General features: G+C 39.9%; 19 protein-coding genes. 4 read left to right on the top strand and 15 right to left on the bottom strand.

Annotated features, from left to right (window positions below; genetic code table 11):
- Window positions 1–18 precede the first annotated feature (18 nt).
- The 3 genes from JTI58_RS18670 to JTI58_RS18660 form a co-directional block, all read right to left on the bottom strand.
- Window positions 19–1,242, bottom strand: a complete 1,224-nt coding sequence (locus tag JTI58_RS18670) for a GNAT family N-acetyltransferase (protein ID WP_205442896.1) — start codon at window positions 1,240–1,242, stop codon at window positions 19–21.
- A complete protein-coding gene (locus JTI58_RS18665; protein ID WP_205442894.1) occupies window positions 1,239–1,970 on the bottom strand; it encodes an AAA family ATPase in 732 nt (243 codons plus the stop codon). Before JTI58_RS18665 ends, JTI58_RS18670 begins: the two co-directional genes overlap by 4 nt.
- 747 nt (window positions 1,971–2,717) lie before the next feature.
- Window positions 2,718–3,275, bottom strand: coding sequence for a hypothetical protein (locus tag JTI58_RS18660; protein ID WP_205442893.1), 558 nt, complete (start codon window positions 3,273–3,275; stop codon window positions 2,718–2,720).
- Window positions 3,276–3,981: 706 nt separating this feature from the next.
- Between JTI58_RS18660 and JTI58_RS18655 the strand changes: the two genes are divergently transcribed.
- Together JTI58_RS18655 and fumC are read left to right on the top strand one after the other, a co-directional pair.
- A complete protein-coding gene (locus JTI58_RS18655) occupies window positions 3,982–4,197 on the top strand; it encodes a hypothetical protein (protein ID WP_205442891.1) in 216 nt (71 codons plus the stop codon).
- A gap of 281 nt (window positions 4,198–4,478) precedes the next feature.
- The gene (fumC, locus tag JTI58_RS18650) at window positions 4,479–5,870 is read left to right on the top strand and encodes a class II fumarate hydratase (protein WP_205442890.1); all 1,392 of its coding nucleotides are present in this window, start codon (window positions 4,479–4,481) and stop codon (window positions 5,868–5,870) included.
- A gap of 290 nt (window positions 5,871–6,160) precedes the next feature.
- Here the strand turns inward: fumC and JTI58_RS18645 are convergent, their stop codons facing one another.
- Both JTI58_RS18645 and JTI58_RS18640 read right to left on the bottom strand, forming a co-directional pair.
- Entirely contained in the window at window positions 6,161–7,144 is a 984-nt protein-coding gene (locus JTI58_RS18645; protein ID WP_205442888.1) for a hypothetical protein, read from the bottom strand.
- A 60-nt stretch (window positions 7,145–7,204) separates the two neighbouring features.
- Window positions 7,205–7,762 carry a GNAT family N-acetyltransferase gene (locus JTI58_RS18640; RefSeq protein ID WP_205442886.1) on the bottom strand — a complete coding sequence of 186 codons (558 nt, stop codon included), beginning with the start codon at window positions 7,760–7,762 and terminating at the stop codon, window positions 7,205–7,207.
- A gap of 165 nt (window positions 7,763–7,927) precedes the next feature.
- Between JTI58_RS18640 and JTI58_RS18635 the strand changes: the two genes are divergently transcribed.
- Together JTI58_RS18635 and JTI58_RS18630 are read left to right on the top strand one after the other, a co-directional pair.
- The gene (locus JTI58_RS18635) at window positions 7,928–8,482 is read left to right on the top strand and encodes a sigma-70 family RNA polymerase sigma factor (RefSeq protein ID WP_205442885.1); all 555 of its coding nucleotides are present in this window, start codon (window positions 7,928–7,930) and stop codon (window positions 8,480–8,482) included.
- Window positions 8,475–9,548, top strand: coding sequence for a hypothetical protein (locus tag JTI58_RS18630; RefSeq protein ID WP_205442883.1), 1,074 nt, complete (start codon window positions 8,475–8,477; stop codon window positions 9,546–9,548). The genes JTI58_RS18635 and JTI58_RS18630 overlap by 8 nt, the downstream gene beginning before the upstream one ends.
- Before the next feature lie 584 nt (window positions 9,549–10,132).
- Here the strand turns inward: JTI58_RS18630 and JTI58_RS18625 are convergent.
- From JTI58_RS18625 to fabG, 10 genes are all read right to left on the bottom strand, one after another.
- Window positions 10,133–10,555: a hypothetical protein gene (locus JTI58_RS18625; protein WP_205442881.1), complete on the bottom strand. Its 423-nt coding sequence runs from the start codon at window positions 10,553–10,555 to the stop codon at window positions 10,133–10,135.
- A gap of 638 nt (window positions 10,556–11,193) precedes the next feature.
- Window positions 11,194–12,063: a DMT family transporter gene (locus JTI58_RS18620; RefSeq protein ID WP_205442880.1), complete on the bottom strand. Its 870-nt coding sequence runs from the start codon at window positions 12,061–12,063 to the stop codon at window positions 11,194–11,196.
- 25 nt (window positions 12,064–12,088) lie between these two features.
- The gene (locus tag JTI58_RS18615) at window positions 12,089–12,634 is read right to left on the bottom strand and encodes a GNAT family N-acetyltransferase (protein ID WP_205442879.1); all 546 of its coding nucleotides are present in this window, start codon (window positions 12,632–12,634) and stop codon (window positions 12,089–12,091) included.
- Window positions 12,624–13,157: a cysteine hydrolase family protein gene (locus tag JTI58_RS18610; RefSeq protein ID WP_205442877.1), complete on the bottom strand. Its 534-nt coding sequence runs from the start codon at window positions 13,155–13,157 to the stop codon at window positions 12,624–12,626. The genes JTI58_RS18615 and JTI58_RS18610 overlap by 11 nt, the downstream gene beginning before the upstream one ends.
- Before the next feature lie 174 nt (window positions 13,158–13,331).
- Window positions 13,332–14,270, bottom strand: a complete 939-nt coding sequence (gene mdh / locus JTI58_RS18605) for a malate dehydrogenase (RefSeq protein WP_205442876.1) — start codon at window positions 14,268–14,270, stop codon at window positions 13,332–13,334.
- 30 nt (window positions 14,271–14,300) lie between these two features.
- Window positions 14,301–14,672, bottom strand: coding sequence for a BMC domain-containing protein (locus JTI58_RS18600; protein WP_205447412.1), 372 nt, complete (start codon window positions 14,670–14,672; stop codon window positions 14,301–14,303).
- A gap of 10 nt (window positions 14,673–14,682) precedes the next feature.
- The gene (locus JTI58_RS18595) at window positions 14,683–14,952 is read right to left on the bottom strand and encodes a EutN/CcmL family microcompartment protein (RefSeq protein ID WP_205442874.1); all 270 of its coding nucleotides are present in this window, start codon (window positions 14,950–14,952) and stop codon (window positions 14,683–14,685) included.
- Between the two features lie 6 nt (window positions 14,953–14,958).
- The gene (pduL, locus tag JTI58_RS18590; protein ID WP_205442872.1) at window positions 14,959–15,801 is read right to left on the bottom strand and encodes a phosphate propanoyltransferase; all 843 of its coding nucleotides are present in this window, start codon (window positions 15,799–15,801) and stop codon (window positions 14,959–14,961) included.
- 16 nt (window positions 15,802–15,817) lie between these two features.
- Window positions 15,818–16,093: a BMC domain-containing protein gene (locus JTI58_RS18585; RefSeq protein WP_205442868.1), complete on the bottom strand. Its 276-nt coding sequence runs from the start codon at window positions 16,091–16,093 to the stop codon at window positions 15,818–15,820.
- Between the two features lie 18 nt (window positions 16,094–16,111).
- Window positions 16,112–16,882, bottom strand: coding sequence for a 3-oxoacyl-ACP reductase FabG (gene fabG, locus JTI58_RS18580; protein ID WP_205442867.1), 771 nt, complete (start codon window positions 16,880–16,882; stop codon window positions 16,112–16,114).
- Between the last annotated feature and the right edge of the window lie 6 nt (window positions 16,883–16,888).

Raw genomic sequence — 16,888 nt, 5'->3', positions numbered from 1 at the left:
TATGGCTCTCCCCCTCGCTCAAAAATAATCAATAAATGTTGGGATACCTACTGGTAAAACCGCCTCCAGCAATGCAATTTCCTCTGCACGTCCCTGTAATCGTTCAATTCTTTCTAAATAGGTTGGACGTTTATAGCCTAACAGCATAGTAGCCAATGTTTGCACCGTTAAATGCACAGCATTCGCATTCAACGTCTCACTCACCTTTTGCACGGAAAGGTTTCCATCTTTCATTTTGATGATGTAGGTACCATTATTCCACGCCACAGTACGATCAATGACAGCTAGCTGAAGCTCGAAACCCTGGCCGATAAATGGATAGCGCAGTAAAAATTCTTTGACATCGACAATTCTTGCCATGAAATAAGGCGATACCTTTTGAATGATCTCACTGTCCTCTAATAGAAAGGCTACCGCTTCATTGCCCGTTGTTTTCCCGTAGACATTATAAACCATCGAGCTGTGAGCCGAGACGAAATTCCATAAACCTTTACGAGCCTCCTCCTGCAAATATACGATTTCATCAATGTAATAATTTTCCTCCATAATGCGATAGAACATGTAGCCCTGTGCCACATCCTCTTCATCATAATAGACCGCCGCCTGAAGATTGACATCACTATCAATGAATTTCTCTTCCCAGAAATCCTCCTGAAATTTCTCGTTCCAGGCAATACTATTGCGCACCATTACCCCATGCGTTTTTTGTGCATAGCGTGCGTAGATTTCCACAACGTCCTCATGTTTCGGATCAACACGACGAATTTTCCCGTTTAGCCCAGCATAATGAGGCAGCTGTGTATCCTTCACTTGAAACTCCACAATGTCACTCATAATTTCCCATCCCTTTTTGCGGTAATAAGGAATAGAATATGGAAATAAATAGGATATAAACTGTCCTTCATTTCGCATACTTTGCAGGCTTTCAATGATCAAGCTCTCCATTAAGCCATGTCCCGAATACTCAGGGTATGTCCCAACTGCTGTGATGCCACCCATTTCATAAATTTTGCCATGTACATTAACCTCAAAAGGCAAACTTAAAATTTGCGATACAAGCTGTGAACCATCAAACCACCCGATGGCATGCCCTTCATTAAATTGCCTGCTCTTAGCATTCACAAAACGACGATCCTTGTGAATGGACATTGACATTTGAAAGACATAATTCAGTAAATCAATGGACTGTGCCATTTCATCTAATCGAATTTCTCGCATGATTAAGCCTTTTCGTTGATTCATGATTCCCTCTCCTCATCAAATAACTCTCTTATTATGGTCTGTGGCGCATCTAAAAAACGTTTTGTAACGATGTAATGAATCGTATCCTCATAGCGAATGGATTCAATTTCTCCTTGATCAAAACTATAAATTGTTGCATTCGGATAGCCAAGCAAAATGGGTGAGTGTGTGGCAATAATAAATTGTGCCTCATGCTCTAGGTCCTTGATAATTTTCAGCAAGCTCAGCTGCCTCGTTGGAGACAATGCCGCCTCAGGCTCATCCAATAAATAAATGGCTTTACCCTTAAAGCGATTCATAAATAACGCCAGAAAGGATTCACCATGGGATTGATGGTGCAGAGATTTTCCTCCAAAAGCAGCATATTTGTTTGGATGGCGATCTAACAAATCAATATGACTGGCAAATTGATAAAATGTTTCCGATCGAAGAAAAAAACCATTCGATATTTTCGGTAGCCACGACAAACGAATATATTCCCCCAACGAAGATTCCGCCTTATGTACTTCATATAAATTTTGACGACCACCACCCGCCGTATTGAAATCGCAGCGATCCGCAATCGCCTCCAGTAATGTTGATTTTCCCGAACCATTCTCCCCAACAAAGAACGTCACATTCGTCGGGAACTCCAGCTCATGCAAATCCTGCAAGCTTGGAATATTAAAAGGATACACCTGCTTATTCGGAATTGTATCCTGTAACACCTTACATGATTTTAAATACATCGCATTTCCTCCTTACTCTTATTATAGCGAACATCCCCCTAGCTGAAACGTAATCCACCCACCTGTTTGATTGAAATTACACTTTATTATGTATCCATCCGAGCCAACCACCACATAAATTGCCTAAACTAGCTGACGAAGTCCCTACCATTTTCACAAATTGCTATGAGATATTTCCCGAGAAATAAATAAAAAACATGTCGAAAGTTGCAATTCCCACACGTAAAATCATGTCATATTTTTGATTTTCTTATAAAACAAACGGAGGCAAACCTCATTCTGGAGAATTCCTTCCGAATGAGTAAACGCGATTTCCCTGCCATTCTGAGCGGTATTTTCTATTATTTCCAGTGATTTGCTGCTGGATCATCTTGAATAAGAGCGGGATGCCTCGCTTTATGATCACTTGGTGTTCCTTTTTGAGCGGGGTGCATCGTTTGATGATCACCTGGCATCCCTTTCTGAGCGAGGTGCACCGCTTTATGATCACTTGGTGTTCCTTTCTGAGCGGGTTATCTCGTTTTATGATCACCTTGCGTTCCTTTTTGAGCGGTTTTCCTCGTTTTATGATCACTTTGCGTTCCTTTTTGAGCGGGTGGCCTCTCTTTATGATCACCTTGACTTCCTTTCTGAGCGGTTTCCCTCTCTTTATGATCACCTTACATCCCTTGCTGAGCGGGGTTCCTCACTTTAGGATCACCTAGAGTTCGTTTCTGGGCAAATCCATTCACCTTTAGATCACTTTAACTACCTAAATTGATCCGATTCAAAAAAAGGCTCAATACCTATTTCTTTTAATAAGAATTTCCGATGACTTCTTTTATCTATCAAATGTTGTTTAGGGATTAAAATTTCCTCCCTTAATCGCTTAAACAAATTCGGGTTATGTTCAGGAAACCATTCCTCATAACTGATCCCTTGATTCAGTTCAATCTTTATTAAAAATAAAACAATATCTTCAAACATATAGGGGAATTCTTTCTCTATCTGCTCATGATGTGCTAACAGTGCAGAAAGATAATCTTTAAAACGATAAAATCGCTTCTGGTCTAATGGATTCGAGCTCCATTTTTTATTTTCCTCCCACTCCTGTATTGGCTGAAATACCTGAAGAGAACCTGTTTCCCAGGTACCCAGCATACAAGTAAATGCAGCGATAGCGTATTTTCTTGTTTCATAATCTGGATCTCCAAAATATTTATAGTATTCCTCTCGATACTTACTAAAATTTCCGCTAGTATGATAACCCCCAATAGCAAAACCTTCCAATCCCCGTTTTACTTGTTCGATGATATTATTTGCCATCCTTCTTTCTAGCCTCCTTTTCTTTACTATCTAGTCATATTAATCTAACGTGATATTAACATAATTAACCAATAGGAAAAGTAATTTACTTTCGAAATATTATTTTCATTTATTAAATCTATTCCATTCACCTACAATATGATTATTAAGCATTGTATGGTATTCTACTCCTCTTTTTCCCTCACTAAGTTATAAACTTCTATAAGAAATTAATTACTAGTTTTCCTCTGTGCCTGGCTCTCTTAGTTTATGATCACCTTGCGTTCCTTTTTGAGCGGGGGCTTCACTTTATGATCACCTGGCGTTCCTTTCTGAGCGGAGTGCATCGCTTTATGATCACTTGGTGTTCCTTTTTGAGCGGGGAGCATCGTTTGATGATCACCTCACGTTCCTTTGTGAGCGGGGGCATCGCTTTATGATCACCTCGCGTTCCTTTGTGAGCGGTTTTCCTCGTTTTATGATCACTTTGAGCTACTTTCTGAGCGGGTTCCCTCTCTTTATGATCACTTTCAGCAACTTTCTGAGCGGGTTCCCTCTCTTTATGATCACTTTCAGCAACTTTTTGAGCGGGTTCCCTCCATTGATGATCACCACTAACATCTTTTCGAGCGGTTCCACTCATTCTTTGATCACCACCTTCAAAGTTCTAACTATTATCCTCCGCTCATAAATTGAGTAACAATCAAAAGTTAGAAGGAGAATCGTGATGTTTGTGACTCATTATTATGAAAACAAGACGTCCGTTTTAAGTCAATTGCTCGTCAAACTGCCTGCTGTGGAAGAGGATATTCGCATTAAAGGGCGCAAGGCAAAGGTGTTGGAGGTACTTCAAGTGGATGACAACAATTTTCATGTGAAGATATTGTTCGAAAAAATCCCTAAAAAGCAGCCTCTTAAAGAGCTTGGGAAGAAAAAGAGATAGTCGACTAAAACAGGTTTATTCCATTAAATTTCGGGAATAAAATAAGCACGGATTGCGAAATATTCTCACCATTAAATTTCTTCAAGCAAAACCGTTGACTTTTTAATTGATAACAATTATCATTATCAATAGATTATTTCTTTTCTCCAAATTGCTTAATTCAGAATCCCCCTCTTTTTTGAATAAGCATGTATCAAACGGATATTCTTACATCAGACTAAGAGTATCCGTTTTTATCTGTACATGAGGAGAACTTTACATACTAAAGGAGCTGTTTTGACATGGATTATCGTATTGAAAAAGACACTATGGGTGAAATTAAAGTACCCGCTAATAAAATTTGGGGCGCGCAAACACAGCGCAGTAAAGAAAATTTCCAAATTGGTACGGAACAAATGCCAATCGAGCTTGTGCAAGCTATGACGATCTTAAAGAAAAGTGCTGCGATTGCGAACAACAAACTAGGCAAACTTTCTGATATTAAAGCAAATGCCATCGTGCAGGCTTCAGATGAAATTTTAAATGGTCAATGGGACGATCAATTCCCTCTTGTGGTTTGGCAAACTGGTAGTGGTACACAATCCAATATGAATGTGAACGAAGTCATTGCTCACCGTGCGAATCAACTATTAAAGGATGCTGGCGAAGCTGACTGCATTCATCCAAATGATGATGTCAATAAATCACAAAGCTCAAATGATACATTCCCAACAGCATTGCATATTGCGGCTGTCTTAAAAGTAGAAGATTATTTACTTCCAAGACTACGTCTATTAAAAGCAACATTGGAAGATAAAGCAGCTCAATTCAAAGACATTATTAAAATTGGCCGTACACATTTACAGGACGCGACACCTCTTACACTAGGTCAAGAAATTAGCGGTTGGGCAGCCATGCTGGCAAAATCGGAACACATGATTATTCAAAATATTGACTATATGAAGGAACTTGCAATTGGCGGAACAGCGGTTGGTACGGGTATCAATGCGCACCCTGAATTTGGTGACCGTGTAGCTGTGGAAATTAGTGAGCTTACAGGCAAACAATTTACATCGGCTGCAAATAAATTCCATGCTCTAACAAGTCATGATGAAGCGGTTGTGGCGCATGGTGCATTAAAAGCTTTAGCGGCTGATTTAATGAAAATTGCCAATGATGTTCGCTGGCTTGCAAGTGGCCCTCGCTCAGGTATCGGTGAAATTACGATTCCAGAAAACGAGCCAGGCTCTTCGATTATGCCAGGTAAAGTAAACCCTACACAAAGTGAAGCCATGACAATGGTTGTCACACAAGTAGTTGGGAATGACGCGACGATTGCCTTCGCCGCTTCTCAAGGTAACTTTGAACTAAACGTCTTTAAACCAGTCATCATTTACAACTTCTTACAATCAACGCGCCTATTAGCGGATACAATGAAATCATTTAACGACCATTGTGCAGTAGGCATTGAGCCAAACAAAGAAGTACTTGATCACAATTTACAAAATTCCTTAATGCTTGTAACAGCATTAAACCCATATATCGGCTATGAAAACGCAGCAAAAATCGCGAAACAGGCCCACAAAGAAGGCACGACTTTAAAAGCAGCAGCCATCGCAAGTGGCTTACTAACAGAAGAACAGTTCGATGAATATGTAGACCCAGCAACAATGATTTATCCGAACGTCAAATAATAAAAGCGAAAATAAAAAGATTGAGGCTAATGTGCTTCAATCTTTTTATTTTATAGAAAATATCTTGAGAAAAGCAAAATTAAAAGCATGAATCCCAATAGAAACCGAATTCATGCCAAACCTCATCCTTGTATCTACTCTATTTAGTCACTCTATTAATGAGTTGTTTATTCTTCCTCCTACTTAACATCTTCATAGCCTTTATGTATTGTTGAAGGGCTCCCATTAGGTATAAGACTCCTATGTAATCCATCCTCCATTACAAATGCTTTTAACAAGTTAAAATTCTCTCAGCTTATCTTATCCAGCTTTAAATTAAACGACAATTCATCGTCAATTAGACTAAATGAATCCGTTTTTTCTTGTTTGAATAATTTTACAATATAATGATAGTAGCTTGTTTCTACTTCAAGTTCATAATTTAAATGATCTCGTATGAATTGGTCATCTTGACATCTTGAAACATCCCCAACTAACAAATCATGTTTTATTAATTCTTTCGTGTTATTAGTAAAATCAGAGACTACGTATGAAAGAACATTGTTCTCATATCGTAAGTTTTCAGAAGCACCTGAATAATTTAATAAAGATAGTAATGTCGTATTATTAAAATTTTGTTGATCAATTAAAGTTGAAACCTCCATTAAGTAAATCGATTCAAGGTGGTCATGATAAGGATTTTCAATATCTACTCTTTTATACATTGCTTGTTTCTCAAAGGGTCTAATTCTCCCCGTTTTTACTAGTAAAAAATGATTTTGATTGCTTAGATAGATGTTTTTGGACGTATCTAATCTAAGTAAATTATCTCCGTTTGGAAGGAAAGGATTTAATCGTTTTATCTCTCCCCTAGACGTGTTTACTAAAAAAATACATTGATAAAAAGGATGTCCATAGTTAATTGCTCTTTTCGTAATCCAATACAACAAATATTGATGATTAAGGTAGATTAACTTGGAATAATAGCTTTCATCCTTAAGTTCTTCAGAAGAAAAATAATTGTCTAAATGTAATGTGATAGCATTTATTTGACTAAATGTTTGAAGATTCATTCTATAAAAGTTTATGTTATTTTTATCTTTTAGACTAAAACAGAATTCATTATTCACCGTATCCAAAGCAAACTCGTCATAGCTGGTGTCTAATTGATGTATGTTTTTGATAGTCCCGTTTTTTAAATTAATCTCACAATGCGCAATACTATCATGTTCTAATAAAATAGCCTCAAACTCTTCTTTAATTTCATTTGTAGGAATTAGCTGATTGTTGCTCAAAAAATACTCCTCCCAACATTTTGTCTGTTAAAAGCCACTACTCATTCTAAGCGTGACTTCCTAATAATCACTTTTCAATAATGAAAAAATAACAAGATCGACGTACTTCCCTTTTTCAAATTCATGTTGCCTTAAAAGACCTTCTTGAGAAAAATTTAATTTTTCCAATAGTTTGATCGATGCTGTATTTTCTGGTTCTATTTTTGCCTCGATTTTATTTATCCCCATTGATGTAAAGGCAAAATGGATGATCGCGCTTAAAGCCTCTTGCATCACACCCTTCCCCCAATAGTCAGGGTTTAAATCATAGCCAATTTCTATACGATTATGCTCTTTTTCATAATTCAAATAGCCACATGTGCCAATCACTTTGTTGGTCTGAATTTCTTCGATTACCCATCTTAAGCCTGTCTGTTCTTTGAAAATTTTCTCATACCAATTGATTTCATCTATAGCATCTTCCACTGAAGCGAACAATGGTAATGGCAGATACTTCACTACATTTTCATTAGAATAAAGTCTTAAAATATCTTGGCCATCATTCATTCTTCCTTTTCGTAGGATGAAGCGTTTTGTTTCCAATGGAGGAAAAACTGTAAATTCGAATTGTGTATTCATACTAACTCCCCTTTTTCACCATTTATTGGCACTTTACTATTGAATAATAACACAAGAATCTCTCATTCCTCTCTTTTACCTCTATTACAAATCCTTCGTTATTATAGTAAATTAATTACAACCAAATAGCACCAACTCCGTCTAATAATTGAAAGGGTGTGGAGGATGCTTGAACATGTGAGAACATCAATAGAAGTTAGTAGGGATTGTAGTAAGGAGGAGAGGCTTGAATGGTTGATGAAGGCGTATGGAGATGATATAGCACGTCTAGCCTTTACGTATATGAAGCACAAGCAGCTTTCGGAAGATATTGCGCAGGAAGTGTTTATAAAGTGCTATGAGCATTTAGATAATTTCAGGAATGAATCTTCCTATAAAACATGGTTATATCGAATTACTGTCAATCTATGTAAAGATAAATTAAAAAGCTGGTCTTATCGAAATATCGTTCTGACAGAATTTTTCTCAAAAATTAAGAGTACTAGTCAATCCCCTGAGTTGGAATTAGTTGGACAGGAGGATAAACGTTTGCTTTCTGAGAAGATTCTTGCTCTACCTGTACGATATCGAGAACTCATTATTTTATATTATTATGAAGAGCTGTCCTATAACCAAATAGCTGATTTGTTAGATTTGCGTTTACAAACCATTAAGTCTCGTCTTCATAGGGCTCGCCTTTTGCTAAAAAAGTCAATGGAAGGGTGCAAGATGAATGAATGATATATTTAAAAATATAGGTAAAGCGTTAGATGACACGGCATTAAAGGACATTCATTTTAATGAGAAACATAAAGAAAAAGTGCGACAGAGGCTTCGAAAAGGCCATAAGAAACAGCACCCATTTCAATCCATTTTCAAACATTTGTTACCTATAGCTGTTATTGGTCTTTTTCTTATAGGCGTTAGCTATTTTATGGTCACGGAGCTGACAGAACAACCAGTTGCTAAGGGTGACCGTTCACAAGAACCTACATTGGAAACGAATCTTTATATCCCCCCGATCCAAGAAGAATTTTATGGTGAGATAACAAAAGAGGATGTCGTGAGTAAATTATTGAATTCAATTGATTATTTTCACTCAGCAGCTGGAAAATTTGAAGAACATAAAATTTTTCAAGACGGTTCCACTAGAACATTGGGTGTTACTTATAAAGTAAGTACCAAAAACGAAATTGGTGGCTATGAAAAACTGATCGCTTTAGATGATAACACGACGGGGATTAAGAACGATACACAGGAGTACTTTTATAACAACAAAAAGAGCTGGTTAAAATATACAGCGCTTAATGGTCAAAAAATTTATACAGTTAGTGAATCGAAACAGAAACCAAAACGAGACATAGTTACGCCTGAGCAAGCTTTTAGTATTGACTTGCAATATCCGCCTATTTCATATAATAAATTGAGGGAAAGACCTTCATTTGGAAGTTCAAGTATGTCGTTGTTCGCTTATGAGAAAGCTGCTAGTTATTTAAGACATATGGGAGATTGGGAGATTGAAAAACAAAATGAAGCGTTATTAGGTCATAACACAATCGTATTAGCAGGGAAAATGGATAAAGAGGTGACATATAGTGATAATTTAAAAGGCACGACAGAAGCGTTTCGTTTTTGGGTGGATAAAGATACTGGCATTCTCGTTAAAAGTGAAACATATGACCAAAACGGTGAGCTGACAAGCTATGTTCATCCAGAAAGGCTTGAAGTAAATGTACCGATTGACCCACAAGAATTTATTCCGAACTTAGATGGCTATCAGCTTCCTAGCAAACATAAAAAAGATTGAGGCTTACGCTTCAATCTTTTTCCTGTTGTTGCAAAAAGATGATGTCAACGGCAGAAAAACCAATTTTGCAAGGTGAGGGGTTGATTTCCGTTCCGCCAGCGTCCTTTCCAGGGGGCGTCCGAGGAGCCGCTTCACTCACTAACGTTCGCTCCAGGGTCTCCTCTGTGACGCTAAATCCCCTAGGGAGTGACGCTGGCTCCACTCCAATCAATCTTTTTGCAAAGTGTCTTTACTTTTTTTCATAGTAGCATAGCGATCGAATAGCCCATTAACTGTATTCTTAGAGGGGATAAACTCTTATTTTCAATGTGAAGAAGTGATGCGTGACAACACCCCTTCATAAAGAGTAATGAACGCCTTCACTTTATTTGAAAACCTTTGCTAAAAAGTTAACATTTTGTAGGTTGGAGTGGAGGGCTACTTGACTCCCGTGGGATAGCGAGACAGGCGAGCCCCTGCACGGAGCGGGAGCGGAGGAAGCGGCTCGGCGCTCGCCCACAGGAAAGCAAGTAGCCTGCAACGGAAACCATTTTCACCTTTCACAAAAATTCTATTGATGGTTTTGTTTTTCCTTTATGAAGGCTTTAGTTTTTCAATGTCATCAAACATTTCTCATCTATTTCTACCTCATCTACTGGAAGTGGATCTAACGGAAGTTCGAATTTTTTCTCATGGTCCTCCCCTTCTTCTCCTATCCAGCAAATATAGATTTCGCAATAATCTCCTTGGGGAAGGAAACTTCTTAAGAAGTCACATACATGGAGAAAAGTTCTTTTGGCTTTTTCATAGTTATGTGGGGAATACACTTTATTTTCGTTATGCATTTGCCAAATGGGCTCTCCCTTTGTTTCGATTTCATATATATAGGGTGTTGTAAAATGCTTTGCCTGTACAATTTGGCGATTCTCTTTATCTGAGAAAAAATAATTTATGTCCACTTCATTTTCTGTATACTCATCCTGTATTTCAACTGGGAAATTGAAGCCTATATAGGTTGCCATGCTCATGTGCTTGCTCCTCCTATTAAAAAAACCCTGTAAATGTACAGGGTGTCAGCAACGTAGCTGTTGATAGTGTAAGTAGACACGCTTTTGTGTTCGTGCCTCTCCGAAACTTTCTGGCATCACCATTTCCTTGAACACACTCTGAAGAAATGGCTTGAAGGAAATAGGCTTCATACGACGGGTTGTCCGCTTCTTTTTGTGAGGCTTGCTACCGTAGTTGGTTCACTGTAATGGCTGTTGCTTTGATCGTTTGGTGTTGCGGCGGTGTTTTGGGTTCAATATAGAGCGTTGTGTAATACGCATCCGCAATGACAATCACGTAAATAATAAATAATAATCGTTTTGTTCAATGGTTCAAAAAAATCATTTCTCCCTTTTTTATAGCTGACAATTTAAAACTTGTCTACTTATCATACGAGCCATCTATCAAAAGGTTTCAAAAATATTTTAAGGGAGACAAATTTCTGTCTCCCTTACGCCTCTAAGCTTCTGCCACCATCATTTTCCCAACGATCAATATCCCAATGATCTTCTTCTTTTTCTCTACTGATGCCCATCGCATTCAATGGAACGAATGACATTTTGCCCCTCACCCTTTTCAAGCGTTCTTCTCTAGTTTATGAAGGGAAGAGGGTTTTCGTTCATCGTAAAATAGGCTTAATTTTAAAGCCTAAGGCAATCGCAGCCCCGATGCAGCTAAAAAGACAGCCTAAGATTAAATAAATACTGAGTGTTGATTCCCCAATGACAACAGAAGCAATACCGCCAATCACGGGAAATAACGCCACCATATAGCCACTTTTTGCCCCACCAATTCGTTCGACTAGTTTTAAGTAAAATAACCATGCAAGAAAAGATGCGATAATCGTTAAATACAACAGAGCCGATAAGTAGGTAAAGGATTTGGGTATCACGACTGTTTGTCCCTGTAGCCAAACAATGGCACACATGACTGCACTGCCCACTGCAAAACCAATGGCATTCGCATAAATGGGGTTTATTTGATGTTTGGCATTTCTGGCAGAGCTTGCATCCCCGATGGCTGTCAGGACAGTCCCTACAAAGGCAATCAAAACTCCTTTTAACTCCATATTATGTAAAGATGGATAAATCAGCACCCCCACGCCGATGACACCTAAAATGCCGCCAATTAAAACACGACGATGCAATGGCTCCTTGAGAAATATCCATAGAGCGATGGGTGTTAAAATGACTTTTAATGAAAAAATTAATGTGACAATAGCAGCCGAGCTCCATATCGTCGCATAATACAGCGCTAAATAGCTGAATGCAAAATTACAAACGCCAAAAACAATGATAAAAGGTACATCGTGCTTTTGAGGTTTACCCTGTGGTTTCATGAACCAAGCAAGGATGAAAAATAAAAAGGCTGTCATCACTAAACGATAGGTTAAAGATAGTTCTAAACTGACTGGCGTTCCTTGAATTTTGACTGCAATAAAATTAAGACCCCAGACAATTAAACAAAAGATATACATAAAATTTGTCATGCTGTTTCAAATTCCTTCTACGTTGCTATTCCTGCCATCTTCCCATAATGATCGTATGATAGAACATACCATCTGCAAGGCATTTATCATTTTTCACAATGCCTTCCACTAAAAAGCCCATTTTTTTATAGAGCTGTATGGCTTTCTCATTGGTTTCTAACACTTCTAGTGCTATTTTCCGTACACCATTGGCATCTGCCCAAGCAATGGATTGTTGCAGCAAGGCTTTTCCTATGCCATAGCCCCAAAACGCTTTACTAACACCAACACCAAATGTGACTTTATGGGCAAGCCTTTTGAGTGAAGAGCCCTCACATCTTGAGAACCCAACGATTCGATCACCGACAACCGCTACTAAACACAGATTTTTGGGGCTTTCGATGTCTTTTTGAATAAGCTGCTCAAAGCCTGCTCGGTCAATGAATGCCTCGCCTTGTTCACGATCGAAGTTTTCCGTTTCACCGTCTAATTGCAAGCGCAAATCCGATAAGGCTTGGGCATCTTCGAATCGGGCACAGCGAATTGTATAGGATAGCTCTTTTATCTGAAGCTCTTTCTGGTCAATCAGCATGTTGAAGCCCCCCAATAGACTGAATTCGCACAAAACGATTATGCCAAATAGATTCATGATGTTGAATAATTTGCGGTGCTGCCAGTACATTACTATCTAAGGTGCTATGGGCATCTTCTATTAAAATATTATGCTGGTAGCCATGACTAAAAGCACTGCGGATTGTCGTATCAAGGCAGAACTCTGTTTGAGCGCCAGCGAAAATCAATTGGTCGATGTGCTGCGCTTGTAAATAAGCTGCAAGCTCCGTCTGATAAAAAGCGTCCCATGTTGTTTTTTGAATCACTTGATCTTCCGCTTCTCTTTGTAGTCCATGATACAGTTCCCACCCAGGCTGACCTAATGCAAAATCAACATCGTCTGCTTCTGTATGCTGAATAAAAATTATCGGTACTTCATTGCGCCGTGCCCATGTAATGGAGGCATTGATATTTTTGATAATGGCTTCACTGTTCCAAAGATTTTGTTGGCTATCTAGAAAGAAAGCCTCTTGTATATCGATAATGATGAGTGCTTGTTTCATAGCGTTCTCCTTTATCCAGTAATAGTAACCTTTTTAATTGTACAGAAAACGATCTTCCATTAAAAGAAAATTTTGAACAACAAAAAGCACCTTCACAACATGGTGAGGTGCTTCTACTCCTATGTACAGTACCATCTAATACATGCCACTATTAGATGGTGTCATGCGCTTGCATCATTTGATATAGGCTAATGTTTGATAAACTTGGTGAACCGAATGATTAAATGCTTGCTGTTCCTCTTCGTTTAAATGCAATTCAATTACACTTTCAATGCCATCTCCCCCTAAAACGACGGGGACACCAATGCAGGCATTGTTTACTTGATATTCGCCCTGTAAATACGTAATGATGGGCATTACTTTTCGTTGATCCTTGACAATCGCTTCGATCATTTGGACAATGGCGGCGGCTGGGGCATAGTAAGCACTGCCATTGCCAAGTAGGGAAACAATTTCGCCTCCGCCTTTTCGGGTCCGCTCCACTATTTGCTCAATCTGTGCTTGTGGCAGCAATTTTTCTAGTGGAATTCCCCCGACATACGTATAACGAACGAGTGGCACCATTTCATCGCCATGCCCACCCAGGACGAAGCTTGATACATCCTCAACAGCGAGCTGAAGAGTCTGTGCAATAAAGGTATTAAAGCGCGCTGTATCTAAAACACCTGATTGTCCCATGACACGATTTTTTGGAAAACCTGTTGCTTCCAGACAAGCATAGGTCATGGCATCGACAGGGTTACTTAAGACAATAATATAGCTAGTTGGAGCATAACGTTTAATCTGTTCACTTACTGTGCGGACGATTGCCGCATTTGTATGAATTAAATCTTCTCGTGTCATTCCAGGTTTTCTTGCAATACCTGCCGTGATAACCACAATATCAGCATGAGCTATTTCCTCATACTTTGATGTAGCCGTCACCTGTACATTAAATTTTTCTATCGGTCCAGCTTGAAGAATATCGAGTGCCTTCCCCTTTGCAGCATTTTCTAAGTCTGGTAAATCGATAAGCACAGGATCTCCAAGCTGCTTCTGTGCGACCATTAAAGCTACGGTTGCACCTGTATGTCCAGCGCCAATGATGGCGATTTTGGGTCGCCTAAAGCTCATTTGCCTCACCCTCCTAACGACATTGCATGACTACTTGTCTGCCTGCTCATCCTCTACAGGCTTTGTTTGTTGAGCCTTCTGGCGAGCGCTTGTTTTTTTGGCTCCTGTCTCCGTCACTTTTGTATGCTGTTTTTCAACAATAATCGCTGTGAATACTTCATGTGCGGCTCTCGGAATTACATGTGCGCTTAGTAGCTTGCTCGTTCGCATTGCTGCCGCTTTGCCTGCCTCTACAGCAGCCTGTACTGCACCAACATCTCCCTCGACAATCACGGTTACGATACCACCGTCCACTAGCTCCTGTTTCACTAACTGGACATTCGCTGCTTTTAGCATGGCGTCCGCCGCCTCAATAGAGCCAATCATGCCATACGTTTCGATCATCCCTATCGCTTCCTTCACTGTGCTCACCTCACGATTCATCTGTGCCATCTATAATTCCCACAACAATCGCATCAATCGGACAAATATTGGTCGTTGAAAAACTTCGTACGGCTGCACTGCCCATTGTTAAAATGACGTCATCACCGACACCTGCACCTATTCGATCTGCTGCAACAATTTGTTCATCACTCAATTGACCATCCAGTTTTTTTTGTTGGATAATGAGTAATTTCAATCCCTGTAGCCCTTCCTCTTTACGCGTTGCCCAGATATTTCCGACCACCGTTCCTATCCGCATGCATCCTCATCCTTTTTCGTGAAACTGAAGTTCAATTCCTAATTTTGTCACGGTCTCCTTTGCCAGTGCCGTCAATCTTGCCTCTTTTGGGACTACCACTGTCTTACCTTGATAATGGCTTAAATCGCTTGCTGTTATGATTTTGTTGTTGATTTCAATTGGAGGCCGGACAGGGTTATTGAACGGCTCTCCTGCCACCTTGCCTGTTATAATGGTACCTGTTTCGCCCTGTTGGATGAAGCCTGCGTTTGCTTCATCTGTATCAATATGCATTTCTAATTGATAATGAGCTGCCACACGAATTTTCACTTGCTCAAAGGTAATGGGACGTCGCCCTTGCACCTTTACGGATACGGATTGACCGTTTTGAACCCCTAAAAACTGTGCATCAGTGGGTGTCATATGAATATGTGCCTGTGCTATAATGACTCCCTCCTGTAAGACCAAGCTTCCTTTTGGCCCTACCAATGTACAGCTAGCTGAGCCAGCAATCGCGCCCGATTCACGTAAGGGTGGTTGGATTCCGAGTGCAATGGCATCGGTTTGACTAATTTCAATTTGTGTAACTGTGCGAGCTGGACCTAATACACGTACATTTTGGATGCTTCCTTTTGGTCCCACCACCTGTAGCGTTTCCTGTGCTGCAAACTGACCAGGCTGAGCTAATATTTTTTGTACACTCAGCGTTGCACCTTTACCAAAAAGGTGCTCAATATGCGCTTGTTGTAAATGAATATGCCTTGCAGAGATACCTATGGGGATTTCATTGGGTGTAGGAGCGGCTTGTTTTTTGAGTAGTAATTCGGCTATGATATCATTGACAATTTGCATGATTGCTTGCTCATTCATATAGCCACCTCACTCATTATTGCACCTTTAGCATCGCTTCCAATTCTGCATGTGGTCGCGGAATCACATGCACAGATAATAGCTCTCCAACACGTTGTGCAGCTGCTGCTCCTGCATCCGTTGCGGCTTTCACAGCCCCTACATCCCCACGGACAAGCACAGTAACGATACCGCCACCCACATGGACTTTACCAACAATATTGACATTTGCGGCCTTCACCATCGCATCAGCCGCTTCAATAGAACCCACTAAACCCTTTGTTTCAATCATCCCTAATGCACCTAAATTCATCTCGTATCCCTCCCTCTCTTAAAATGCTTCTGCATCTTCTGGTAATGTTTGACCGCCATCAATAATGATCGATTGGCCCGTAATAAAACCAGCCTCCTTACTACTGAGGAACAATGCGGCATACGCAATATCCTCCACACGACCGAGACTACCATATGGAATCGCCTTTGCCATCTTCTGTAGATAGGTTTCACCAAGTCCATCTAAGCCTTCTGTTGCAATATTTCCTGGTAGCACGGCATTGACCGTAATCTTATAGGGTGCTAATTCAAGAGCCGCAGTGCGCATAAACCCTAATTGAGCTGCTTTACTTGCGGCATAATGGGTCCATCCAGCATAGCCAGTCACTGGGCCCGTTATGGACGAGGTAATAATGACCCTGCCAGCATTCGCTTCCTTTAAATACGGGATGCACGCTTTAACAGCAAACATCGTTCCTCTGGCATTGACATTTAATACCTGATCCCAATGGTCGGGCGTCATGTCCTCTAGTTTTACAGAGGGAAAAATACCAGCATTGGCACATAAAATATCGATGGAACCAAAAGAGCTAGCAACCTCCGTAGCCATGTTTTCAACAGATTCATAGTTTTCAACATCAACAGCGGTAGCTGAAGCTGAAAACCCTTGCGCTTGTAGTTGATTTGCTAAATCTGTGGCAGCTTCCATACCTCTTGCCGCAATCACCACATGAGCACCTTGCTGAGCAAAGACGGTGGCAATCCCCTTCCCAATTCCTTTACTACCACCAGTAACTATGACAACCTTTCCCGTTAAATCGACCTTCAACTCGTT

Source organism: Lysinibacillus fusiformis (assembly GCF_016925635.1).
Classification (GTDB): Bacteria; Bacillota; Bacilli; order Bacillales_A; family Planococcaceae; genus Lysinibacillus; species Lysinibacillus fusiformis_F.
Note: the sequence above shows the minus strand (reverse complement) of the source record. Positions and strands in the feature narration are given on the sequence as shown.